At 65.4% G+C, this 21,494-nt stretch carries 21 protein-coding genes; 4 read left to right on the forward strand and 17 right to left on the reverse strand.

Annotated elements, in window-relative coordinates:
- Positions 1 to 1,341 carry a type I glutamate--ammonia ligase gene (glnA, locus tag AC5RVN_RS06135; RefSeq protein ID WP_494039448.1) on the reverse strand — a complete coding sequence of 447 codons (1,341 nt, stop codon included), beginning with the start codon at positions 1,339 to 1,341 and terminating at the stop codon, positions 1 to 3.
- Positions 1,342 to 1,598: 257 nt separating this feature from the next.
- Here glnA and panB point away from each other — a divergent pair, with 257 nt between their 5' ends.
- The gene (panB, locus tag AC5RVN_RS06140; protein ID WP_494137374.1) at positions 1,599 to 2,495 is read left to right on the forward strand and encodes a 3-methyl-2-oxobutanoate hydroxymethyltransferase; all 897 of its coding nucleotides are present in this window, start codon (positions 1,599 to 1,601) and stop codon (positions 2,493 to 2,495) included.
- Positions 2,496 to 2,551: 56 nt separating this feature from the next.
- On the opposite strand, the gene AC5RVN_RS06145 is transcribed toward panB, so the two are convergent.
- The gene (locus AC5RVN_RS06145) at positions 2,552 to 2,716 is read right to left on the reverse strand and encodes an SPOR domain-containing protein (protein WP_494039446.1); all 165 of its coding nucleotides are present in this window, start codon (positions 2,714 to 2,716) and stop codon (positions 2,552 to 2,554) included.
- 123 nt (positions 2,717 to 2,839) lie between these two features.
- On the opposite strand from AC5RVN_RS06145, the gene map reads away from it, so the two are divergent.
- Positions 2,840 to 3,718: a type I methionyl aminopeptidase gene (map, locus tag AC5RVN_RS06150; protein ID WP_494105627.1), complete on the forward strand. Its 879-nt coding sequence runs from the start codon at positions 2,840 to 2,842 to the stop codon at positions 3,716 to 3,718.
- A 122-nt stretch (positions 3,719 to 3,840) separates the two neighbouring features.
- Complete coding sequence (gene ppgK, locus AC5RVN_RS06155) at positions 3,841 to 4,644, forward strand: polyphosphate--glucose phosphotransferase (protein WP_494105628.1); 804 nt, start codon at positions 3,841 to 3,843, stop codon at positions 4,642 to 4,644.
- 147 nt (positions 4,645 to 4,791) lie between these two features.
- Here the strand turns inward: ppgK and nrdR are convergent, their stop codons facing one another.
- The 3 genes from nrdR to AC5RVN_RS06170 all read right to left on the reverse strand — a co-directional run bounded on the left by nrdR (position 4,792) and on the right by AC5RVN_RS06170 (position 7,389).
- Positions 4,792 to 5,283 carry a transcriptional regulator NrdR gene (gene nrdR, locus AC5RVN_RS06160; protein ID WP_494039443.1) on the reverse strand — a complete coding sequence of 164 codons (492 nt, stop codon included), beginning with the start codon at positions 5,281 to 5,283 and terminating at the stop codon, positions 4,792 to 4,794.
- A gap of 185 nt (positions 5,284 to 5,468) precedes the next feature.
- Positions 5,469 to 6,833, reverse strand: a complete 1,365-nt coding sequence (hisD, locus tag AC5RVN_RS06165; RefSeq protein ID WP_494137375.1) for a histidinol dehydrogenase — start codon at positions 6,831 to 6,833, stop codon at positions 5,469 to 5,471.
- A 4-nt stretch (positions 6,834 to 6,837) separates the two neighbouring features.
- Positions 6,838 to 7,389: a hypothetical protein gene (locus AC5RVN_RS06170; protein ID WP_494137376.1), complete on the reverse strand. Its 552-nt coding sequence runs from the start codon at positions 7,387 to 7,389 to the stop codon at positions 6,838 to 6,840.
- A gap of 128 nt (positions 7,390 to 7,517) precedes the next feature.
- Between AC5RVN_RS06170 and AC5RVN_RS06175 the strand changes: the two genes are divergently transcribed.
- Positions 7,518 to 8,018 carry a flavin reductase family protein gene (locus AC5RVN_RS06175; RefSeq protein WP_494137377.1) on the forward strand — a complete coding sequence of 167 codons (501 nt, stop codon included), beginning with the start codon at positions 7,518 to 7,520 and terminating at the stop codon, positions 8,016 to 8,018.
- Positions 8,019 to 8,128: 110 nt separating this feature from the next.
- Here AC5RVN_RS06175 and dnaE read toward each other — a convergent pair whose 3' ends face one another.
- The 12 genes from dnaE to murG form a co-directional block, all read right to left on the reverse strand.
- Complete coding sequence (dnaE, locus tag AC5RVN_RS06180) at positions 8,129 to 11,686, reverse strand: DNA polymerase III subunit alpha (protein WP_494039439.1); 3,558 nt, start codon at positions 11,684 to 11,686, stop codon at positions 8,129 to 8,131.
- A 36-nt stretch (positions 11,687 to 11,722) separates the two neighbouring features.
- Positions 11,723 to 12,649, reverse strand: coding sequence for an RluA family pseudouridine synthase (locus AC5RVN_RS06185; RefSeq protein ID WP_494039438.1), 927 nt, complete (start codon positions 12,647 to 12,649; stop codon positions 11,723 to 11,725).
- Positions 12,642 to 13,214 (reverse strand): signal peptidase II, encoded by a 573-nt coding sequence (gene lspA / locus AC5RVN_RS06190; RefSeq protein WP_494105631.1) that lies wholly within the window; start codon positions 13,212 to 13,214, stop codon positions 12,642 to 12,644. Before lspA ends, AC5RVN_RS06185 begins: the two co-directional genes overlap by 8 nt.
- A gap of 92 nt (positions 13,215 to 13,306) precedes the next feature.
- The gene (locus AC5RVN_RS06195; RefSeq protein WP_494039436.1) at positions 13,307 to 13,996 is read right to left on the reverse strand and encodes a DivIVA domain-containing protein; all 690 of its coding nucleotides are present in this window, start codon (positions 13,994 to 13,996) and stop codon (positions 13,307 to 13,309) included.
- Positions 13,997 to 14,174: 178 nt separating this feature from the next.
- Positions 14,175 to 14,462: a YggT family protein gene (locus AC5RVN_RS06200; protein WP_050055518.1), complete on the reverse strand. Its 288-nt coding sequence runs from the start codon at positions 14,460 to 14,462 to the stop codon at positions 14,175 to 14,177.
- Between the two features lie 124 nt (positions 14,463 to 14,586).
- Entirely contained in the window at positions 14,587 to 15,117 is a 531-nt protein-coding gene (locus AC5RVN_RS06205) for a cell division protein SepF (RefSeq protein WP_494039435.1), read from the reverse strand.
- 89 nt (positions 15,118 to 15,206) lie between these two features.
- Entirely contained in the window at positions 15,207 to 15,944 is a 738-nt protein-coding gene (locus AC5RVN_RS06210) for a YggS family pyridoxal phosphate-dependent enzyme (RefSeq protein ID WP_494039434.1), read from the reverse strand.
- The gene (locus tag AC5RVN_RS06215) at positions 15,937 to 16,626 is read right to left on the reverse strand and encodes a purine nucleoside phosphorylase YfiH/LACC1 family protein (protein ID WP_494039433.1); all 690 of its coding nucleotides are present in this window, start codon (positions 16,624 to 16,626) and stop codon (positions 15,937 to 15,939) included. Before AC5RVN_RS06215 ends, AC5RVN_RS06210 begins: the two co-directional genes overlap by 8 nt.
- 8 nt (positions 16,627 to 16,634) lie before the next feature.
- A complete protein-coding gene (gene ftsZ, locus AC5RVN_RS06220) occupies positions 16,635 to 17,870 on the reverse strand; it encodes a cell division protein FtsZ (protein ID WP_494039432.1) in 1,236 nt (411 codons plus the stop codon).
- A gap of 183 nt (positions 17,871 to 18,053) precedes the next feature.
- Positions 18,054 to 19,022 (reverse strand): cell division protein FtsQ/DivIB, encoded by a 969-nt coding sequence (locus AC5RVN_RS06225; RefSeq protein ID WP_494137378.1) that lies wholly within the window; start codon positions 19,020 to 19,022, stop codon positions 18,054 to 18,056.
- Positions 19,015 to 20,391 (reverse strand): UDP-N-acetylmuramate--L-alanine ligase, encoded by a 1,377-nt coding sequence (murC, locus tag AC5RVN_RS06230; RefSeq protein ID WP_494039430.1) that lies wholly within the window; start codon positions 20,389 to 20,391, stop codon positions 19,015 to 19,017. Before murC ends, AC5RVN_RS06225 begins: the two co-directional genes overlap by 8 nt.
- On the reverse strand, positions 20,388 to 21,488 hold the full coding sequence (gene murG / locus AC5RVN_RS06235) for an undecaprenyldiphospho-muramoylpentapeptide beta-N-acetylglucosaminyltransferase (RefSeq protein WP_494039429.1): 1,101 nt from the start codon (positions 21,486 to 21,488) through the stop codon (positions 20,388 to 20,390). The genes murC and murG overlap by 4 nt, the downstream gene beginning before the upstream one ends.
- Between the last annotated feature and the right edge of the window lie 6 nt (positions 21,489 to 21,494).

The raw sequence follows: 21,494 nt of genomic DNA on the forward strand, positions 1-21,494 counted from the left end.
CTAGAGGATGGCCAGGTTGCGTTGCAGCTCGTAGGGCGTCACCTGGAGCCGGTAGTCCTGCCACTCGGCCCGCTTGTTGCGCAGGAAGTGTTCGAAGACCTGCTCGCCCAGGATCTGCGGCAGGAGTTCGGACTCCTCCATGGTGCGGATGGCGTCATGCAGGCTGGCGGGAAGGGGATCATGCCCCATCGCGCGGCGCTCGGCCGAGCTGAGCGACCAAACGTCGTCTTCGGCGGCCGCAGGCAGGTCGTAACCGCCTTCGATGCCCTTCAGGCCGGCCCCAAGGAGGACCGCGTAGGCAAGGTAGGGGTTGGCTGCGGAATCGATCCCGCGGTACTCGATCCGCGCGGACTGGCCCTTGCCCGGCTTGTAAAGGGGAACCCGGACCAAGGCGGAGCGGTTGTTGTGCCCCCAGCTCAGGTAGCTGGGGGCTTCGCCGCCGCCCCACAGCCGCTTGTAGGAGTTCACGAACTGGTTTGTCACGGCAGTGAATTCCGGTGCGTGCTTGAGGATGCCTGCAATGAACTGGCGGGCGGTCTTGGACAGCTGGAATTCCGCGCCGGCCTCGTAAAAAGCGTTCGTGTCGCCCTCGAACAGGGAAAAGTGGGTGTGCATGCCGGATCCCGGGTGCGCGGTGAAGGGCTTGGGCATGAAGGTGGCGTACGTCCCCTGCTGGAGCGCCACTTCCTTGATGATGGTCCGGAACGTCATGATGTTGTCCGCCGTTTGGAGGGCATCCGCATAGCGCAGGTCAATCTCGTTCTGCCCCGGGCCTGCCTCGTGATGGCTGAACTCCACGGAGATACCCACGGATTCGAGCATGGTCACGGCCGTGCGGCGGAAATCCTGGGCCACGCCACCGGGAACGTGGTCAAAGTAGCCGCCTTCGTCAACGGGCACCGGCGCGCCGTCCGGCCCCGGTTCCTGGGACTTGAGGAGGTAAAACTCGATCTCGGGATGCGTGTAGCAGGTGAACCCCATGTCGGCAGCCTTGGCGAGGGTGCGCTTGAGGACGTTGCGGGGATCTGCCGTGGACGGTTCGCCGTCCGGCGTGAGGATGTCGCAGAACATCCGGGAGGTCTGCTCGGTCTCGCCGCGCCACGGCAGGATCTGGAAGGTGGACGGATCCGGCTGCGCGAGCATGTCGGACTCAAACACGCGGGCGAGGCCTTCGATGGCTGAACCATCAAAACCGAGGCCTTCTTCGAAAGCGCCTTCCACTTCCGCGGGCGCCAGAGCCACGGACTTGAGTGAACCCACGACGTCGGTGAACCACAGACGCACGAAACGTACGTCGCGCTCCTCGATTGTGCGCAGGACAAACTCTTGCTGGCGGTCCATTAGTGGCCTCTTCTCCGGTCAACGTCCATGCCCCGGTCGCAGAAAGCCGGCAGCAGTTCACAAACACTGTACTAAGCAATTGGCGCCGGTGCTGGAGCCTGCCGGCCGCGTAACACAGCGTTAACACGAAGGGCGGGGAATCGCGACGCCGGCGGCCGCCAACCGGATCGCCGCCAATCTTCCCCTATGGCGTGAATCACCGCTGAGGTTGACGCTGCCGGTGGCTAGGACCGCGGGTGTCGCACTACGCTCATGCCATGGCCTCAAGCAACAGTTCCGACCAAAGCATGTCCGCCGACGTCCCCGCCCCCTATGACAGCGGTCCCGGCCAGGGCGTCCCGCCGGCCCCGGAACGGAAGCCGGCCAAAGTGCGGATCCACCACCTCCAGCAGGCCAAGAACGAGGGCACGAAGTTTGCGATGCTCACAGCCTATGAGCAGTACACGGCCGAAATCTTCGACGCCGCGGGCATCGAGTTGCTCCTGGTGGGCGACTCCGCGTCGAACAATGTCTTCGGCAATGAGACCAGCCTTCCGGTCACCGTCGATGAACTGCTGCCCCTGTGCCGGGCAGTGGCGCGATCTGCCAGGCGGGCCCTTATTGTGGCCGACCTGCCGTTCGGAAGCTACGAGGTTTCCCCCGAGCAGGCAGTTGCCGCCGGCGTCCGGTTCCTGAAGGAGGGCCTGGCGCACGCCGTCAAGATCGAGGGCGGGAAGTACTACGCGCCCACAGTCCGGGCCATGGTGCAGGCAGGCATTCCCGTGATGGCCCACATCGGCTTCACACCGCAAAGTGAACACGCGCTGGGCGGCTACCGTGTCCAGGGCCGCGGCGACGATGCCCAGCGCCTGATCGACGACGCCGTTGCCCTGGCCGAAGCCGGCGCCTTCAGCGTGCTGATGGAGATGGTGCCGGCGGAGACTGCGGCAGCTGTGGACAGAGCCGTCACCGTTCCCACTGTGGGCATCGGCGCCGGCAAGGAAACCACGGGTCAGGTGCTGGTCTGGCAGGACATGGCCGGACTGCGCGGCGGCCGGATGGCCAAGTTCGTCAAGCAGTACGCGGACCTGCGCAATACGCTCCTGGACGCAGCCGCGTCTTACGGGGAAGATGTCAGGTCCGGCCAGTTCCCCGGGCCCGAGCACTCCTTCTAGCCCAAGGGTCCGGCAGGCAGGCAGGCCGGCGGCGCCGGCCTGCCTGCCGCCAGCCTTCAGTCGTCGTCGTCCTTTTCCCAGGCTTCATTGCGGGCGCGGACCTTCTCCAGGGCGTGTTCCGCTTCCTCCCTGGTCTTATAGGGCCCGATCAGCTGGCTCCAGTCGGAGAGCCGGTCCTCCTCGACCTCGTGGGTTTTGATGTTGTACCAATACTCAGTCATCCCTTGTTCCCCGTTCCGGCAGGCAGGGAAGCTGCGGCGTGACGCGCGTAACTTAAACCACTGCGCACGGCAGACGCGGCTCCCGGTTGTTAGGCCTTCTGTGGTGCCTTATATGATCAATCTATGCCTTCCCTTGCCTCGACTGCACCCATCGGCACCCTCACCCCGGGAACCGTCAGCCCGCAGCGTCCCGTACCGGCGTCCATCGCCCGCCCCGAGTATGTCGGCAAGCCGGCACCGGCGAAGTTCACCGGTTCCGAGGTCAAGTCCGCCGAAACCATCGAGAAGATCCGCGTCGCCGCCAAAATCGCCGCGCAGGCCATCGTGGAGGTGGGTAAGCACATTGAGCCGGGCGTCACCACCGATCAGCTGGACAAGGTGGGCCACGAGTTTCTCCTTGACCATCACGCGTATCCTTCCACCCTGGGGTACCGCGGGTTCCCCAAGTCGTTGTGCTCGTCCCTGAACGAGGTCATCTGCCACGGCATCCCGGACACCACGGTGGTCAATGACGGCGACATCCTCAATATCGACATCACGGCCTTCATCGACGGCGTCCATGGCGACACCAATTACACCTTCCTCGTGGGAGATGTTGACGAGGAGTCCCGCCTGCTGGTGGAGCGGACGCAGGAATCCCTGAACCGGGCCATCAAGGCCGTTGCCCCGGGCCGGGAGATCAATGTGATCGGCCGCGCCATCCAGTCGTACGCCAAGCGCTTCGGCTACGGTGTGGTCCGGGATTTCACCGGACACGGCGTAGGCGAAGCCTTCCACACCGGACTCATCATCCCGCACTACGATGCCGCCCCCGCCTACAACACCGTCATAGAGCCCGGGATGGTGTTCACTATCGAACCGATGCTGACCCTGGGCACCGTGGAGTGGGACATGTGGGCCGATGACTGGACCGTTGTCACCCGGGACCGCAAGCGCACTGCCCAGTTTGAGCACACCCTCCTGGTCACCGAGTCCGGCGCGGAGATCCTTACCCTGCCCTGACCCGTGTCCTCCAGCGGTACCGGCCCGGCACCTGTCATCGGCAGGCCGCCGGCCACGCAACACCCCGGGGCCGGCTGCCCGCCGCCCCTTCCCTGCCCGCCCCTGCCACGAACGGAAACCCATTGGCCAAGAAGGACGAAAAGTCGCACAAGAACGCCCCGCTGATCGGCATCGACATCGGAGGCACGGGAATCAAGGGCGGCATCGTCGACCTCAAAAAAGGCAAACTGCTGGGTGAACGGTTCCGCGTTCCCACTCCGCAGCCTGCCACCCCCGAGGCGGTTGCCGAAGCAGTGGCGCTGGTGGTCTCCGAACTCTCGGCCCGCCCCGAAGCCCCTGTTGCCGGCTCCCCGGTAGGGGTCACCTTCCCCGGCATCATCCAGCACGGTGTGGTCCACTCCGCCGCGAACGTGGACAAAAGCTGGCTCAACACGGACATCGACGGCCTCCTGACGGCGCGCCTGGGCCGTCCGGTGGAGGTCATCAACGACGCCGACGCTGCCGGGCTTGCCGAGGCCCGGTACGGTGCGGGCGCGGGCGTGGCCGGCACCGTCCTGGTAATCACCCTCGGAACCGGCATCGGTTCAGCCTTCATCTTCAACGGCCAACTCGTACCCAACGCCGAACTGGGCCACCTGGAAATTGACGGCCATGACGCCGAAACCAAGGCCTCCGCCGTGGCCCGCGAGAGGGACGGCCTGACATGGGACGAGTACAGCGTCCTGCTGCAGCGTTACTTCTCCCACGTCGAGTTCCTGTTCTCTCCCGAACTGTTCATCGTTGGCGGCGGCATTTCCAAGCGTGCGGATGAATATCTGCCCAACCTCAAGCTGCGCACGCCAATCGTGCCGGCAGTCCTGCGGAATGAGGCCGGCATCGTGGGCGCCGCCATCGAAATCGCACTGAAGCACAAGCTCGCGAAGTAGCGGGGGCGCCTCAGCCGGTACGGGATGGGGCGTTCTGGCGGCCACCGGTGCCGGCGGGGGCATCGGTGCCGCCATCGCCAGGCGCCTTGAGCGCGGGCGTGGTGCCGGTGGTGGCTGCGGCTTCCCCTCCAGTGCCACCACCGGAGCTTATAAGGGGCTCTTTTCGGAGCTTTTGGCGCCGTTCGCGCCCTCTGCAGCTTCCTGCCGGAGCAGGGCGATGGCGGTTTCGAAGTCCTCGAGGGATTCGAACGCCTGGTAGACACTCGCGAAGCGAAGGTAGGCCACCTTGTCCAGCTTCTGCAGGGGGCCGAGGATAACGAGTCCCACCTCGTGGGCGTCAATTTCCGCGGCGCCGGAGGAGCGGATTTGCTCTTCGACCTCCTGGGCGAGCAGCGCGAGGTCGTCCTCGCTCACCGGGCGCCCCTGGCAGGCTTTGCGGACACCGTTGATGACCTTGCTGCGGCTAAAGGGCTCCCCTACGCCGGAACGCTTGATCACGGACAAGCTGGTGGTTTCCACCGTGGTGAAGCGGCGTCCGCACTCGGGGCACTGGCGGCGCCGGCGGATGGCTGAGCCGTCGTCCGCCATGCGGCTGTCAACTACCCGGGAATCGGGATTGCGGCAGAACGGACAGTACATGGCGTCCCTTCTTTCGCTGGCTCTTCTTCGCTTGGTGGACGGTTGCTTGTCCAAGCCGCAGGCAAGGCAAGGCCCTGCCCGCAGCGACTTCAGTTTACGTCCGGCACGGAGCTAATCACAACCCTGTAATTACTACATGTAGTGGTGGGCACTACTACATGACGGTGCCTGCCGGCTCTGCGAGCTCAGGAGAAGCGGGCGGTAACCGCCTCGCCGTGGGCCGGAAGGTTTTCCGCGCCGGAGAGGCTGACAATGTGGCCGCTTACTTCCGCCAGCGCCTCCCGGCTGTAGTTCACCACCTGGATGGCCCGCAGGAAGGTTGTGACGTTCAGGCCTGACGAGAAGGCAGCTGTACCGCTGGTGGGCAGTACGTGGTTGGAGCCGGCGCAGTAGTCCCCGAGGCTCACGGGGCTGAAATCACCAACAAAGATGGCACCCGCGTTACGGATCCTGGTGGCCACTGCCGCGGCATCGCGGGTCATGATCTCCAGGTGCTCGGCCGCGTAGGCGTCACAGGCGGCGATGCCCTGTTCCAGGCCGTCTACCAGGACCACCCCGGATTGCGGGCCGGACAGCGCTTCCCGGACCCGGGCGGAGTGCTTGGTGGCCGACGCCTGCCGGTCCAGCTCCACCCGGACGGCGGCGGCAAGGTCCTCCGACTCTGTGATCAGCACTGAGGCTGCCTTGGGGTCGTGTTCGGCCTGGCTGATCAAATCCGCGGCAACCAGGGCAGGCTTGGCCGTGGAGTCCGCCAGGATGGCAATCTCGGTGGTCCCGGCTTCGGAGTCGATGCCCACCGCCCCCTTCACCAGACGCTTGGCCGTCGCAACGAAGATGTTGCCCGGTCCGGTCACTACATCCACCGGGTCCAGTGCCGGACCGGCCTCCGCTGCGGTCACTCCATAGGCGAAGGCTGCGATGGCCTGGGCACCGCCGATGGCGTACACCTCGGTGATGCCCAGCAGGGCGGCGGCGGCAAGAATGGTGGGATGCGGCAGGCCGCCGAACTCCTTTTGCGGAGGCGACGCCAAAGCTATCGACTCCACCCCGGCGGCGAGGGCCGGAACAACGTTCATGATCACGGAGGACGGGTAGACGGCCAGTCCCCCGGGCACGTAGAGCCCCACGCGTGCCACCGGTACCCAGTTCTGGCTCACCAGCGCGCCGTCGCCAAGCTGGACCTCGACGTCGCGGGGCCGCTGGCCGTCCGCGAACCGCCGTGCCCTGCTGATGGATTCCTCCAACGCCCGCCGGACGGCGGGGTCGAGCTGCTGCAGCGCCGCCGCGAGGGCCTCACGCGGGACCAGCGGGTGCTCTTGCGCCACTCCGTCGAAGCGAAGGGCGAGTTCTCCGAGTGCCTCAAAGCCCCGCCGGCGTACAGCAGAGATGATGTCAAGGACCTTCTCTTCGGCGTCAGCCATGGTCTGGCCCTGCGCGCGCGGTACGGCGGCGCGAAGTTCCGCGAGGGTCAGGTTGCGGCCGCGAAGATCAACAGTGCGGAAGTTCACGGTGGCGGCGGGGGTGGCGGGAAAGCCCGAAGAAATGGTCACCGCATTATTTTACGGGCCCGAAGGCAACGTGCCGCGTCCGCCCGGCCCGGCCCTCGTCCTTCCCTCCGCTGTCCTTTTGTCCGAGGAGGTGCATCAGCTCCAGCACAAAGACGGATACTGCAGTAGCAGCGGGCCACAGCAGCAGCACGGGCAGGGAGCGCAACGAAAACGCGATGCTCGCGTTGGCTGAGGCATCCACCGCGGGCCCCCACAGCAGGGCTGAGAGCAGGCCCGCCTGCCAGGCAAGGACAGCGCCGCAGAGAGCCCCGGCCAGCCCCATCAGCAGGGCGGCCTGCGGATCCTGGCGCTTCTTGTCCGCCACAAACACGGCCAGCAGGCACCCGGCAAAGACGAGGATCGCGGCCAGCGTCAGGTCCCTCGGCAACCAGACCAGCGGATTGGTTCCGGCCGCGAGGCCGGGATCCCGGGTAATCAGGTTCAGGCCGCCGGGCGCCAGGAGCCACCAGAGGATTCCCGCGGGCACTCCCGCCGCTGCCGGGACCGCGAGCATGGCCCAGGGCAGCCGCGGACGTGTGCGGCGGGTTGGTTTCGTCATGCAACAAACCTTAACAAATGTTCCGCCGGGCCAACGGCCGGACGTGGGGCTTCAACTGATTCCCTGCCTGGCCAACCGGCCCATAGGCTTAGAGGAGAACACGCATCCACCCACGATCAGGAGTTCCCGTGACCGCAAATGACGTGCCGTCCGAGCGGACGTTCAGGGAGATGTTCCGCCGCCATGCCGCGGGTGTTGCCATCATCACGGTCAATTACCAGGACAGCCCGTTCGGATTTACCGCCACTTCCGTAGCATCGCTGTCAGCGCAGCCACCCCGTTTCACCTTCAACATGGCCCGCAGTTCCCGGTCCTGGCCCGCCGTGGCGAACACCACCTACCTCGGCGTCCACATGCTGGGGCTGGAGAACCTGCAACTCGCTGACAGGTTCGCAGGGGCCGGCAACCGGTTTGAAGGCGACCACTGGGACGTCGGGCCGCACGGTGTACCCGTACTGAAGGACGTGGCCGGCTGGCTGATCGGCGAGGTGCAGATGCGCCTTTCCTTCGAGAACAACGCAGTTGTAGTGGTGCAGGTGGTGGACGGCCAGGTAGGCGGGGACGGGTTGCCCCTCCTTTACCACGGGGGCGCCTACAGCCAGCCCGCGCCCCTCGACTACGAGATTTAGAAGGCCCACCCTGCCGCCCCTTCTGGCCAGTCAGGGCTGGTGCCCCGGCCTGGCGTTAAGACGGCACCTGACGACGGCGGAAAGTTCCGCCGTCGTCAGGCCGGCGTCGGTCAGGCGTCCAGGCAGGCGGGGCCGAGCAGTACCTTCAGATCACCAAAAAGGGACGGGCTCGGGTTCACGCGGAGGTGGACCGGCAGGCCCATGATCTCAGTCCGGGTGTCGCCCTGCAGGTGCAGGCGCACTTCGGAGTTCCCGCGGTGCGTCCGGAGCACATCGCCCAATTCAGTGACCACTGCTTCCGTGGCTTTGTGGGTGGGCATAGTGATCACCAGCGGTCCGTTCAGCCCTTCGCTCAGGTCCGGCACCGACAATTCCATGCAGTTGAGGGTGATAGCGCCGTCGTCCCGCTTCTGCAGGCGGCCCTTGACCACCACGATCAGGTCCTCTGCGAGCACCGAGGCGATGGGTCCGTAAACCTGGCCGAAGAACATCACTTCCATGGAACCGCCGAGGTCCTCGACCTCTGCCCGGGCGTAGGCGTTGCCGCTGGCCTTCGCGATGCGCCTGCTGAGCGAGGTGATCATGCCGGCGATGGTGATGATGGCGCCGTCCTGCGGCCCGTCCTCGCCCAGTACGGACGTGATGGTCATTTCGGCGTGCTGGCTCAGCACCCCTTCGAGGCCCTGCAGCGGGTGGTCCGAGACATAAAGTCCCAGCATGTCCCGCTCAAAGGAAAGCTTGTCCTTTTTCTCCCACTCCGGCAGGTCCGGAATCTCGATGCTGAGCGATGACTCCGATTCGGCTTCCTCGAAGCCGGCGAAGAGGTCGAACTGGCCGATCGCTTCATTCCGTTTGAGCGTGATGACCGAATCGATGGCCTCTTCATGGATCATGGCCAAGGCGCGGCGGTGATGGCCCAGGGAGTCGAAGGCACCGGACTTGATCAGCGATTCAATGGTCCGCTTGTTGCAGACCACCGCGGGCACCTTCATCAGGTAGTCCTTGAAGGACGTGTAGGCGCCCTCACTCTCGCGGGCGGCCACCATGGCTTCCACCACGTTAACGCCGACGTTGCGGATGGCCCCCATGCCAAAGCGGATGTCGTTGCCGACCGGAGTGAAGTTCAAGGCCGACTCGTTGACGTCCGGCGGGAGCACGGTGATACCCATGCGCCGGCATTCATTGAGGTAGATGGCGGACTTGTCCTTGTCATCGCCCACGGACGTGAGCAACGCGGCCATGTACTCCGGGGCGTAATGGGCCTTGAGGTACGCGGTCCAGTACGAGATCACTCCATATGCCGCTGAGTGGGCCTTGTTGAACGCGTAGTCGGAGAAGGGCAGCAGGATGTCCCAGAGGGTCTTCACGGCCTCCATGGAGTAGCCGTTGTCCTGCATGCCCTGGGAAAAACCCGCGAACTGCTTGTCCAGCTCGGATTTTTTCTTTTTGCCCATGGCGCGCCGAAGAATGTCTGCCTGTCCCAGCGAGTAACCGGCGAGCTTCTGGGCCACGGCCATCACCTGCTCCTGGTACACAATCAATCCGTAGGTTCCGCCCAGGATCTCCGCGAGCGGTTCCTTCAGTTCGGGGTGGATGGGGATGACTTCCTGGATCCCGTTCTTGCGAAGCGCGTAGTCCGTGTGGGCGTTGGCACCCATCGGCCCCGGCCGGTACAGCGCGAGCACTGCCGAGATGTCTTCGAAGTTGTCAGGCTTCATCAGCTTGAGCAGGGAGCGCATCGGCCCGCCGTCGAGCTGGAACACGCCCAGGGTGTCACCGCGGGCCAGCAGTTCGTAGGACGGGGCGTCGTCGAGTTCCAAGGACTCCAGGTCCAGGTCGATGCCGCGGTTCATCTTGATGTTTTCCAGGGCGTCGGAAATGATCGTGAGGTTCCGCAGTCCCAGGAAGTCCATCTTGATCAGGCCCAGGCCCTCGCAGGTGGGGTAATCGAACTGCGTGATCACCTGGCCGTCCTGGATGCGGCGCATGATGGGGATGACGTCGATGATCGGGTCCGAGGACATGATTACACCGGCGGCGTGGACGCCCCACTGCCGCTTCAGCCCCTCGATGCCCAGCGCGGTCTCGAACACCTTGGCCGCTTCGGGGTCCGTGCTGACCAGTTGCCGGAAGTCACCGGCTTCGCCGTAGCGCTTGGCTTCCGGGTTCTGGATATCGGCCAACGGAATGTCCTTGGCCATCACAGCCGGGGGCAGTGCCTTGGTCAGCTGCTCGCCCATGCTGAAGGGGTACCCCAGTACGCGTGAGGAGTCCTTGAGGGCCTGCTTCGTTTTGATGGTTCCGTAAGTGACGATCATGGCCACGCGCTCATCGCCGTACTTGCGGGTCACGTAGTCGATGACTTCAGAGCGGCGCCGGTCATCGAAGTCGACGTCGAAGTCAGGCATGGAGACGCGGTCCGGGTTCAGGAACCGCTCGAAGATGAGTCCGTGGCGCAGCGGGTCAAGGTCGGTGATGCGCATGGCGTAGGCCACCATGGACCCCGCACCGGAACCACGTCCGGGACCCACGCGGATGCCGTTGTTCTTGGCCCAGTTGATGAAGTCCGCCACCACCAGGAAGTAGCCGGGGAACCCCATGGAAGTAATGACGCCAAGCTCGTAGTCGGCCTGCGCGCGCACTTCGTCCGGAACGCCGCCGGGATAGCGGTACTCCAGGCCCTTGGCCACTTCCTTGACCAGCCAGGAGGTCTCGTCCTCCCCCGGCGGGCAGGGGAACCGCGGCATGTAATTGGCGCCGGTGTTGAAGGAAACCTCGCACCGTTCGGCGATGAGGAGGGTGTTGTCGCAGGCCTCCGGGTGGTCCCGGAACAGCTCCCTCATCTCCTGCGGCGACTTCAGGTAGTAACCGCTGCCGGAGAAGGCGAAGCGGGAACCGCCGTTGTCGTACGTGGGTTCCAGGAGGGTGGAACCGGACTGGATGGCCAGCAGCGCCTCGTGGGCTTTGGCGTCGTGCTCGTGCGTGTAGTGGAGGTCATTGGTGGCGACGAGGGGAAGGTTCAGGTCCTTGGCCAGGCGGAGCAGGTCACCGGTGACGCGGCGTTCAATGTCCAGGCCATGGTCCATCAGTTCGCAGAAGTAGTTCTCGGCACCGAAGATGTCGCGGAACTCGGAGGCCGCTTCCAGCGCTTCGCGGTATTGGCCCAGCCGCAGGCGGGTCTGCACTTCCCCTGACGGGCAGCCCGTGGTGGCAATGAGCCCTTCGGAGTAGGTGTTGAGCAGCTCACGGTCCAGGCGTGGCCACTTGCCGAATACGGCGTCCAGCGAGGCGATGGAGGACGCCCGGAACAGGTTCCGCATGCCTGCGTTGTTGTAGCTGAGCAAGGTCATGTGGGTGTAGGAGCCACCGCCGGAGATGTCGTCCTTGCGCTGGTGCTCCTCGCCCCAGCGCACACGGCTTTTGTCGCCGCGGGCCGTTCCGGGCGTCACGTAGGCCTCGACGCCGATGATCGGCTTGATCCCCTTGTCCGTGGCCTTCTTCCAAAAGTCGAAAGCACCGAAGAGGTAGCCGTGGTCCGTGGTGGCGATGGCGGGCATGCCCAGCCGTTCGGTTTCGTCGAACAGCTCGCCGAGCCTTGCGGCACCGTCCAGCATTGAATACTCGGTGTGGTTGTGGAGATGGACAAACGAGTCGTTGCTGGAAGTCACCGCACTATTCTATGCGCCGGGCACCCCTGCCGCAGGTCAGGCCCGCCCGGACTCCAGCACTTCGAGGGCAAACGCAAGGTCCTGCGGGTAGTCACTGATGACCCGGACGGGATCTCCCGTCACCGGGTGTTCGAAGCCGAGCTCGCGGGCGTGCAGCCACTGCCGGGTCAGGCCGAGCGTGGCAGCGAGGCGGGGGTCAGCGCCGTAGGTGAGGTCACCGGCGCACGGATGGCGCAGGGCCGAGAAATGCACGCGGATCTGGTGGGTGCGGCCGGTCTCCAGGTGCACTTCCACCAAACTGGCCTTGCCGAACGCTTCCACCACTTCGTAGTGGGTGACCGAAGGGCGGCCGTCCTCGATGACTGCGAACCGCCAGTCATGCCCCGGGTGGCGGCCGATCGGTGCGTCGATGGTGCCGGTCAGCGGGTCGGGCAGGCCCTGGACCACTGCGTGGTAAACCTTGTCCACGGTGCGTTCCTTGAATGCCCGCTTCAGGGCAGTGTAGGCGCGTTCAGATTTGGCCACCACCATCGCTCCCGAGGTTCCGACGTCGAGCCGGTGGACAATTCCTGCCCGCTCCGGCGAGCCGGAGGTGGAGATGCGGTACCCGGCGCCGGCCAAACCGCCCACAACGGTGGGACCCACCCAGCCCGGAGAGGGATGGGCGGCAACACCAACGGGTTTGTCCACAACGACGAAATCGTCGTCGTCCAGCAGGATCTTCAGGCCTTCCACAACTTCCTCCACGACTTCCAGGGGGTCACGCCGTTCCGGCAGGCTCACCTGAAGGACGTCTCCGGCTACCAGCTTTGCTGACTTTCCCAGCGCTTTGCCTTTGCTGAGGACGTTGCCTTCAGCGATAAGGGTGGCCGCAAGTGAGCGCGAGATGCCCATCAGTGCAGCAAGGCCGGCGTCGGCGCGGGAACCGGCATACTCTTCTGCGACGACGATGCGTTCAGGCATCGCCGGGCTTTTCCTTGTGGCCGGACGTCAGCCGGGTTCCGTCCAGGGTGATTCCGCGCAGTGTCAGGATGCAGATGATGGTGACGGCCGAGACGACAGCGGAGTCGGCGATGTTGAAGATCGCGAAATTCGGCAGCTGGATGAAGTCGACCACGTGGCCCATGCCGAAGGACGGCTCCCGGAAAAGCCTGTCGGTGAGGTTGCCCAGGGCGCCGCCGAGCAGCAGTCCGAGGGCGAGCGACCACCATTTCGAGCCCAGCTTGCGGACCTGGAACAGGATGGCCACAGCAACCGCGGCCATGATGATGGAGAACACCCACGTGACATTTTCTCCGATGGAAAACGCAGCCCCGGAGTTCCGGATGAAGTACCAGTGCAGCAGCGGCGGAAAGACCGGAATCCGCTCGCCTTCCACCATGGTGGAAGTAACCCAGATTTTAGTCAGCTGGTCCAGGACATAGGCGAAAGCTGCGACTCCCACAAAGAGGGACAGCAGTACGGCCTTCCGGGGGCGCTGCGAAGGCGGTACGGGGCGGGCGGGGTCGGCGGCGAGTTCGTCAGTCATGGTGCTTTCATCTAAGAAACCTGGTTCAATGCCAAAAAGCCGGTGGCCGAGGAATCCCCAGCCACCGGCTTTCAGAATACGTGCTTGCCGGACTAGTTGGCTTCGCTGACTTCCGGCGTAGCCACTGAACCGCGGGCGTCCAGGTCGCGGAGCTGGCCTTCGATGTAGGCCTTCAGGCGTGAACGGTAGTCGCGTTCAAACCCGCGCAGCTGCTCAACCTTGCGCTCCAGCACGGAACGCTGCTGTTCGAGGGCACCCAGGATCTTGCGGGACTTCTCCTGGGCATCGTTGACGAGGCTGCTGGCTTCGATCTGCGCTTCGGCGATGATCTTGTCCTTCTGCGCCTGTCCGTCTGCAACGTGGCGGTCATGCATCTGCTGGGCCATGGCCAGCAGGCCGGCGGCGGACTCGGCTGAAGCGGTGGAGGCGACCGGAGCGGCGGCGACGGGAGCGGCAGCCACCGGAGCAGCCGGCTGGATGTCCTTCTTCTTGCGCTCTTCGGCGGCCTTGGCTTCGGCTTCAGCCTTCTCGCGCGCTTCGTCCTTGTCGGACTTGACGGGTGCGGGGACCTTCTCCACAACGGGGGCGGCGGCGGAGCTGGCCGGAACGCTCGATCCGGCTTCGGAGAGCTTCTTGCGAAGTTCGTCGTTTTCCTGGTTCAGGCGGCGGAGTTCAACAACGATCTCGTCCAGGAAGTCATCAACTTCATCCTGGTCGTAGCCTTCGCGGAACTTGGTCGGCTGAAAGCGCTTGTTGACAACGTCTTCTGGCGTCAAAGCCATCTGGTCACCTCACTGGTCTGGTTAGTCAGTAGGCCTTCCGGCCGTCAAAACTACGGTACCTAAAGTTGGACTGGTTCCTCTAATTCAACACTGCGGTGTCAAACGCGAGTTTTCTTCGCATTGCATGGGTGGTTCCCGCGGGTTCCATCCGGGTGCGCTGCTGGGTCTATCGGGTGGATCAGGCGAGGCCTCTGGTGATCCCCATGGCAATACTGACGCCGATGAAAAGGACCAGGAAGCCCAGGTCCAGGGAGATGCCGCCAAGGCGCAACGGCGGGATCAGCCGGCGCAATCCGTTGAGCGGCGGGTCCGTGATGGAGTAGACGGCATGGGCAACCACCAGGGCTGCTCCGCGTGGGCGCCACTCCCGTGCGAACATCTGGACCCAGTCGAATACCAGGCGGATGATCAAGGCCACAAAGAACAGCAATAGCGCGAGATAGACAAGCCCGAAAACAATTCCCATGACTTAATTCATATCTCCATGTCCATAGTGGTGGTTACTGCGACGCCCGGCCGATGCTTCTTGTCTATTTCAGCACAGATGCCAGGCAGGTGTGTCCCTGCCTGGCATCGCTCAGGTGGTCCGGCTAGCTTTGGTTGAAGAAGCTGGCCTGGGTCTCGCTGACTTTTTTGTCATCGCCAATGACCTCGACGTACGAGGGCGAGAGCAGGAACACCTTGTTGGTGACCCGTTCGATGCTCCCGCGCAGCCCGAAGACCAGGCCGGCAGAGAAATCCACCAGGCGCTTGGCGTCGGCCTCGCCCATGTCCGTCACATTCATGATGACCGGGATTCCATCCCGGAAGCTTTCGCCGATGAGCTTGGCATCGTTGTACGAGCGCGGATGGATGGTGGTGATCTGGCGGAGACCGCTGGTCTCCTCGCGGCTCGAGGCCGCGCGCTTGATGGGGGTCACTGGGGCGCGGTATTCCTCTTCGGGGGTGTAGGACGTCTCGCGGCTGACCTCACGGACGGGTGCAGGTGCACGGCGATCCTCGCGGTCAGCTTCCATCGTTTCGTCCTCATCCTTACGTGTGGTCTGTTGCTCGGACTCGTAGTGTTCATCGCCGTCGGCGAGCCCAAGATAGATCATTGTCTTGCGCAGAGCGCCGGCCATGGTCGACTCCTAATCGTGTCCGTAAGCGGGCCGCCCAATGGCTTGACAGCACTGGAGTCCCCCGCCCATCACTTCCAATAGCCCCGACGCTACCCCACGGGGGGACGCGATCCGAGAATATCGGAGCCGATTCGCAGGTGTGTCGCTCCGAACCGGATGGCTGCTTCCAGATCCTGGCTCATGCCTGCCGAAATGCCCGTGGCCTCGGGATACTCCGCCACCACTCCGGCTGAGACGGCGGCAAGCTTTTCGAAGGCGGGCTCCGGCGGGGCACCCAACGGAGCCACCGCCATCACCCCGGCAAGTTTGAGGCTGCCCGCTGCCGCTATCCGTTCGGCCAGCATCCCGACGTCGCCGGGGGCCGCGCCGCCCCGGTGGGTTCCGGCGTCGTCCTCCAGGCTGACCTGGATGAAGCACTCCAGCGCCGCCCGTCCGGCCGTGTCCTGCTGGGCCTGCGCTGACTTGGCCAGCGCCTCGACAAGCTGCGGCCGGTCCACGGAGTGCACGGCGGCGGCGTACCGGACCACTGACTTGGCCTTTTTGGTCTGCACCTGGCCCACAAAGTGCCAGGCCAATCCGCAGTCGGCGAGCTGTTCCGCCTTGGCGGCCGCTTCCTGGTCACGGTTTTCGCCCACGTCGGTAACACCAAGCGCAGCGAGCCGTCTGATGTCCTCCGCCGGGTGGAACTTGGTGACCACGATCAGGGTGGGGAGGTTGCCTCCGCGGCCCGCCGAAGCTGCTGCGGCAGTGATGCGGCCTCGGACCGCATTGAGCCGGCTTTTCAGCTCCTCGAGGCGGGGGTCCGCCCCTGCTCCGCCATCAGTCATGGCACCACACCACGCCTGCGAAGCGCCCGGTGTTCCTGTTCCGGCGGTAGGAAAAAAGCGACTGTGTCTCAAGGGTGCATGGTCCGTTGTACTCCACGCCTACGCCCAGCTGCTCCAGCTGGCTCCGGGCACCGGCGGGCAAATCCAGCCCGGGAGTGTCCCAGGAGGTTGTGCTCCGCGCCGCAGGCACAACCGCTGCCACCTCGGCCTGCATCCCGGCAGGCACCTCATAGCAGTTCCCGCAAATTGACGGCCCGAGCCAGGCGCGGATGCCGAAGGCGCCAAGGGATTCCATCCGCCCCACAGCGGCCGGAATCACCCCGCTGGCAAGGCCGGGCCGGCCCGCGTGCACAGCGGCGAGGACCGGCCCTTCCGCTGACTCCCCTGCCAGCAGGACAGGAATACAGTCGGCAACCATGACTGCCAGCGGAAGCCGGCGCGAAACCATCGCGTCCGCTTCTGGCGCCGCACTTCCTTGAGCCATGACCGCCACGGTGCTGCCGTGGACCTGGTTCATGAAGCGCAGGTCGTGCGGAGCGAGGCCGATGGAACGTTCAAGGTCCCGCCGGCGCCTGCCCACTTCTGCGGGATCGTCGCCCACGTGCAGTGCGAGGTTACCCGCAGCAGCGTCGGTGAAGCCTACGGACACTCCAGGCCGGACTTCGGCACGCCAGTGGAACAATCCGGCGCCTACTTCAGGAAGTCGGGGACATCCAGGTCATCCGAGTGGCTGCCGGAGAGGTCCGGCTCCACGACGGAGGGGAGGTCGACGTCGAAGCCTGAGTCAGCGGGAACAGCGGAGGGACGCTGCTGGCCCCAGTTGCTGAGCCCTGCTGCGCCGACTCCTGCGTGGACCGGCTGCGCGTTCAGGGAGTGGTTGCCGGCGGAAGGAGCCTGGGCAGGCGCCGGAGCGACAGCGGCGGCCGGCCGCTGCGGGGCTACCTGCGGCTGTGACTGGTCCATGGACGGCGAGGTGGCCTTGACGTCGTCGAAGCCGGCAGCGATGACCGTCACGCGGGCTTCATCGCCGAGGGCATCGTCGATGACGGCGCCGAAGATGATGTTCGCTTCCGGGTGCGCCACTTCCTGGACCAGGCGTGCGGCTTCATTGATCTCGAACAGGCCGAGGTCCGAGCCGCCCTGGATGGACAGGAGCACGCCGTGGGCACCATCGATGGACGCTTCCAGCAGCGGTGAGGCGATGGCCAGCTCAGCGGCCTTGACGGCGCGGTCTTCGCCCCGGGCGGAGCCGATGCCCATGAGGGCAGAACCGGCGCCCTGCATGACGGACTTCACGTCCGCGAAGTCAAGGTTGATCAGGCCCGGGGTGGTGATGAGGTCAGTGATGCCCTGGACACCCGAGAGCAGCACCTGGTCAGCGGAACGGAAGGCGTCCAGAACGGAGACGTTGCGGTCGCTGATCGAGAGGAGGCGGTCGTTCGGGATAACGATCAGGGTGTCCACTTCGTCGCGGAGGGCGTCGATTCCGGCCTCGGCAGAGCCCGCGCGGCGGCGGCCTTCGAACGTGAACGGGCGGGTTACCACACCGATGGTCAGGGCGCCGAGGGACCGGGCAATGCGGGCGACGACAGGAGCGCCGCCGGTGCCGGTTCCGCCGCCCTCGCCGGCGGTGACGAAGACCATGTCGGCGCCGCGGAGCACTTCCTCGATCTCGTCTGCGTGGTCCTCTGCTGCCTGCTTGCCCACCTCGGGGTTCGCGCCTGCCCCGAGGCCACGGGTCAACTCGCGTCCCACGTCGAGCTTGACGTCGGCGTCGCTCATCAGCAGGGCCTGGGCGTCAGTGTTGATGGCGATGAACTCAACACCCCGGAGGCCGACCTCGATCATGCGGTTGACTGCGTTCACGCCACCGCCGCCGATGCCGACGACTTTGATGACGGCCAAGTAATTCTGCGGAGCTGCCACGTTACGTGTCCCTTGTTCGTGTCCTATTGCGAAATCTGATGAAGAGCTTAGCGACTGAAACCCTAACCTTCGAGTTGAAGGTTATAGTTATGTCAAGTAACTCATGTCTGTGACGGTATTTCCTCTGGTACCCACATTCAATAACCGGCTCCGCGTGTCGGATTAATACCGGAAAGAAAGCACTCAGCGGGTCACCGGATGCCGGGGCACACTTACGTCGTACACCTTAACCGGGTTTTTGGGATCCGCCGGAACCTTGAGCAGGGCGGCCAGCACTTTGGCCTTGAGTTCCTTCTCCCCCGCGTTGCCCCAGATGATCGTTTGACCGTCCACGAGCTTCAGTTCCACCGCGTCCACTGACTGGGCGGAAGCGTTGGACAGTTTCGCGAGCACATCTGCCGGCAGCGCCCCCAGCACGTCGGCGGTGGCGCGGAAGAGGTCCTTGCCGACGGTACCGGCGCCACCGTCAATCACGGGCAGCGAGACGGATGCGGGATCTGCGGTTGCCGCCAGCTGGATGCCCTCCACGTCCACCAGCTGGTACTGCTCCCCCTGCTTGACCAGCGCCACCGGCACGCGTTCGCGCACCGCCACGGCAAGGCCGGACGGCGGACGCGCCTCGGCTGAGACGGACTTGACCTGGACCAGGGGTTCGAGGAGGCGCCCTACCTCCTCGTCCGTAACCTGTGGCAGGGGCTTGCCGCGCAGGGGTTCCAGCGCGGCCTGGACCTGGGCGGGCGTCAGCAGGCGTGTCCCCGAGACGGAAATGGTGTCAACGGCGAGGACCGGGGTGAATACCGCTGCGGCCAGCAGTCCTGCTACAAGGGCAACCAGCACTGCCGCCACGGTCAGTACATGGCGTTTTCGCCGCTTGCCCTTGGGCTCGGGAAAGGCCAGGACGTTGCCGGCCGGGCCTGCCGTGGCAGCGGAGGATGACGCCAACTTGTCCTTGCCCCGGCGCATGAACGGGGTTTTTGTGGCCTCTTTGGCTGGCTCCTGAAGTTGCTCAACCGGGCGGGAGGCAGAAATAACGTCGGAGCCGCTATCGGCAGCAACGTCTGCCTTGGCAGCACCCGGGGTTCGGCCGGCCGGAGCTCCGGCGGCAGGGCGCCGGCCGGTGGATGCGTATGTGGGGCGGCGGGAGCTAGGCACGCAGCGCCTCGACGATCAGCGGCCCGTACGCGGTCACATCGCCTGCACCGGCCGTGAGGATGATGTCGCCGGCACCGGCGGCGGCGGCGAGGGCAGCTACGGCCGCGTCGGCCCGGACCAGCCGCCCGCCGTCGTCGAGGTGGTCTGCGATGAGCTGGCTGGTGACACCGGGGATAGGGTCTTCTCGTGCCGGGTAGATGTCCAGCACCCAGGCAGTATCGGCAAGGTTCAATGCTTCTGCGAACTCCCGGGCGAACTCGCGGGTCCGGGAGAACAGGTGCGGCTGGAAGAGGACATGCACTTTATGGCTGCCGGCCACGGAGCGGGCTGCGGCCAGGGCTGCCCGGACTTCGGTGGGATGGTGGGCGTAGTCGTCGAAGACCCGCACGCCCCGCGCCTGGCCCTTCAGCTCAAAGCGCCGCGAAGCCCCTGAGAACTGGGCCAGGGCGCCGGCAGCCACGGCCGGCTCCACGCCGAGCTCAAGGGCCGCGGCAAAGGCGGCCGCCGCATTGAGGGCATTGTGCCTGCCCGGGACCTGAAGCTCGAGCGGAAAGCGGCCGGACGGCGTGGACACCGCAACGTCTCCCGGGCCGCCGTCGTGCAGCACAAGCTCTGCCTCACCGCCCGTCCCGTACAAAACAACACGGGCATTGCCCCGCGCCCGGGTGCGTTTTGCCAGGGCCAGTGCCCCTGGATCGTCGGCGCAGGCGATCAGTACGCCGTCGGCCGGAAGCAGCTCAGTGAAGCGGTCGAAGGATTCGTAGACTGCCCCGGCAGTGCCGTAGTAGTCCAGGTGGTCCGGCTCCACATTGGTGACCACGGCAATCCTGGGCCGGTAGTTGAGGAAGGAGCCGTCGGATTCGTCGGCCTCAGCCACGAAGATCGGGGAGGTTCCGGAGGCGGCATTGACGCCGAGGGCAGGCACGTTGGCACCGATGGCAAAGGAAGGGTCCAGGCCTGCCCCCTGCAGCAGGACCGCGACCATGGAAGTGGTGGTGGACTTGCCATGGGTTCCGGCGACGGTCACCACCACGTCCCCGCCCATGGTTGCCGCGAGGGCAACAGACCGGTGCAGCACCGGCACTCCTGCTTCCCTGGCCGCCATCACTTCGGGGTTGTCCGCCTTGATGGCTGAGCCTGCCACCACAGTTTGTGCGTCGGCAAGGTTGGCACCGTCGTAACCGACGGCGATGCGCGCCCCGGCAGCAGAGAGGTCCGCCATAACGGGAAGGTCCTTGGCATCGGAACCGCTGACCTGCACGCCGCGGGCCACCATGATCCGGGCGACGGCGGACATGCCCACGCCGCCGACGCCGACGAAGTGGACCTTGCCCAGGGACGCGAGGCTGGGGATGGTGTCGGAGGTCATGCGGATACCGCTTCCAGGACGAGGCCGGCCATGCGCTGGTCGGCGTTGCGGATACCAAGTCGGTAGGAGTTTGCTGCCATGGTGGCGAGGCGGGGCTGGTCGGTGACGAGGGGAACCAGTTCGTTGCCCACCCACTCAGGGGTGAAGCTCCGGTCTGCGACAAGCACGGCGCCGCCGGCGGCTACGAGTCCTGCCGCATTGAGGGCCTGTTCACCGTTGCCGATGGGCAGCGGCACCAGGACGGCCGGCACGCCGACGGCCGCGATCTCACAGACGGTCGCGGCGCCGGAGCGGGCAAGCAGCACATCGGCGGCGGCGTAGGCCAGCTCCATGCCGTCGATGTACTCCACCTGGCGGTAGCCTTCGGCGGCCAGCGGCAGGCCGCCGTCGTCCAGAACCGACTTGCCGCGGCCGGTGATGTGCAGGGTTTGGATTCCTGCGGCTGCGAGCTGCCCGAGGGAGGCTGTGATGGTGCGGTTGATGCTTTGCGCGCCAGATGATCCGCCCGTGACGATCAGCGTGGGCTTCCCAGCATCCAGTCCGAGGGCCTCCCGTGCCGCGGTCCGCGCAGCTGCCCGGTCGAGGCCCGAAATCTCGGTGCGCATCGGCATGCCCACGTGCAGGGCTCCCTTCAGCGGGGTGCTGTCAAAGGCTACTGCCACACGCTTGGTGAACATCGCGCCCACCCTGTTTGCGAGCCCGGGACGGATGTTTGCCTCATGGATCACGATCGGGATGTTCCGTTTTCGTGCGGCCAGGTACATGGGCGTGCACACATAACCTCCGACACCCACCAAAACGTCCGCGCGGGCGTTGTCCAGGACGGCGCCGGCCTGCCGGACGGCGCCGCCGAGCCGTCCGGGAAGCCGAAGGAGATCCACGGAGGGCTTCCGGGGAAGGGGCACGCGGTCGATGGTGGCCAGCTCAACCCCGGCGGCGGGCACCAGCCGGGTTTCCATTCCTGCAGGTGTTCCGACGGCGAGGATGGCGGCGCCGGGTACTGCGGTGCGGATGGCAGCGGCGATGGCCAGGAGGGGGCTGATGTGGCCGGCGGTTCCGCCGCCCGCCAGGACGATGGAGGGATTTGGGGAATTCATGTGGGG

It is taken from the genome of Arthrobacter sp. sptzw32, assembly GCF_059089735.1.

Bases quoted from the DNA above. Each gene is read 5' to 3' on its own strand.
- map (WP_494105627.1), top strand. From the start codon at position 2,840: ATGCCTTCCCTTGCCTCGACTGCACCCATCGGCACCCTCACCCCGGGA.
- AC5RVN_RS06185 (WP_494039438.1), bottom strand. From the start codon at position 12,649: ATGCCTGAACGCATCGTCGTCGCAGAAGAGTATGCCGGTTCCCGCGCC.
- murC (WP_494039430.1), bottom strand. From the start codon at position 20,391: ATGACCTCCGACACCATCCCCAGCCTCGCGTCCCTGGGCAAGGTCCAC.
- AC5RVN_RS06200 (WP_050055518.1), bottom strand. From the start codon at position 14,462: ATGGGAATTGTTTTCGGGCTTGTCTATCTCGCGCTATTGCTGTTCTTT.
- AC5RVN_RS06210 (WP_494039434.1), bottom strand. From the start codon at position 15,944: ATGACTGATGGCGGAGCAGGGGCGGACCCCCGCCTCGAGGAGCTGAAA.
- AC5RVN_RS06170 (WP_494137376.1), bottom strand. From the start codon at position 7,389: ATGACGAAACCAACCCGCCGCACACGTCCGCGGCTGCCCTGGGCCATG.
- AC5RVN_RS06195 (WP_494039436.1), bottom strand. From the start codon at position 13,996: ATGGCTTTGACGCCAGAAGACGTTGTCAACAAGCGCTTTCAGCCGACC.
- AC5RVN_RS06145 (WP_494039446.1), bottom strand. From the start codon at position 2,716: ATGACTGAGTATTGGTACAACATCAAAACCCACGAGGTCGAGGAGGAC.
- lspA (WP_494105631.1), bottom strand. From the start codon at position 13,214: ATGACTGACGAACTCGCCGCCGACCCCGCCCGCCCCGTACCGCCTTCG.
- glnA (WP_494039448.1), bottom strand. From the start codon at position 1,341: ATGGACCGCCAGCAAGAGTTTGTCCTGCGCACAATCGAGGAGCGCGAC.
- panB (WP_494137374.1), top strand. From the start codon at position 1,599: ATGGCCTCAAGCAACAGTTCCGACCAAAGCATGTCCGCCGACGTCCCC.
- murG (WP_494039429.1), bottom strand. From the start codon at position 21,488: ATGAATTCCCCAAATCCCTCCATCGTCCTGGCGGGCGGCGGAACCGCC.
- nrdR (WP_494039443.1), bottom strand. From the start codon at position 5,283: ATGTACTGTCCGTTCTGCCGCAATCCCGATTCCCGGGTAGTTGACAGC.
- AC5RVN_RS06205 (WP_494039435.1), bottom strand. From the start codon at position 15,117: ATGGCCGGCGCTCTGCGCAAGACAATGATCTATCTTGGGCTCGCCGAC.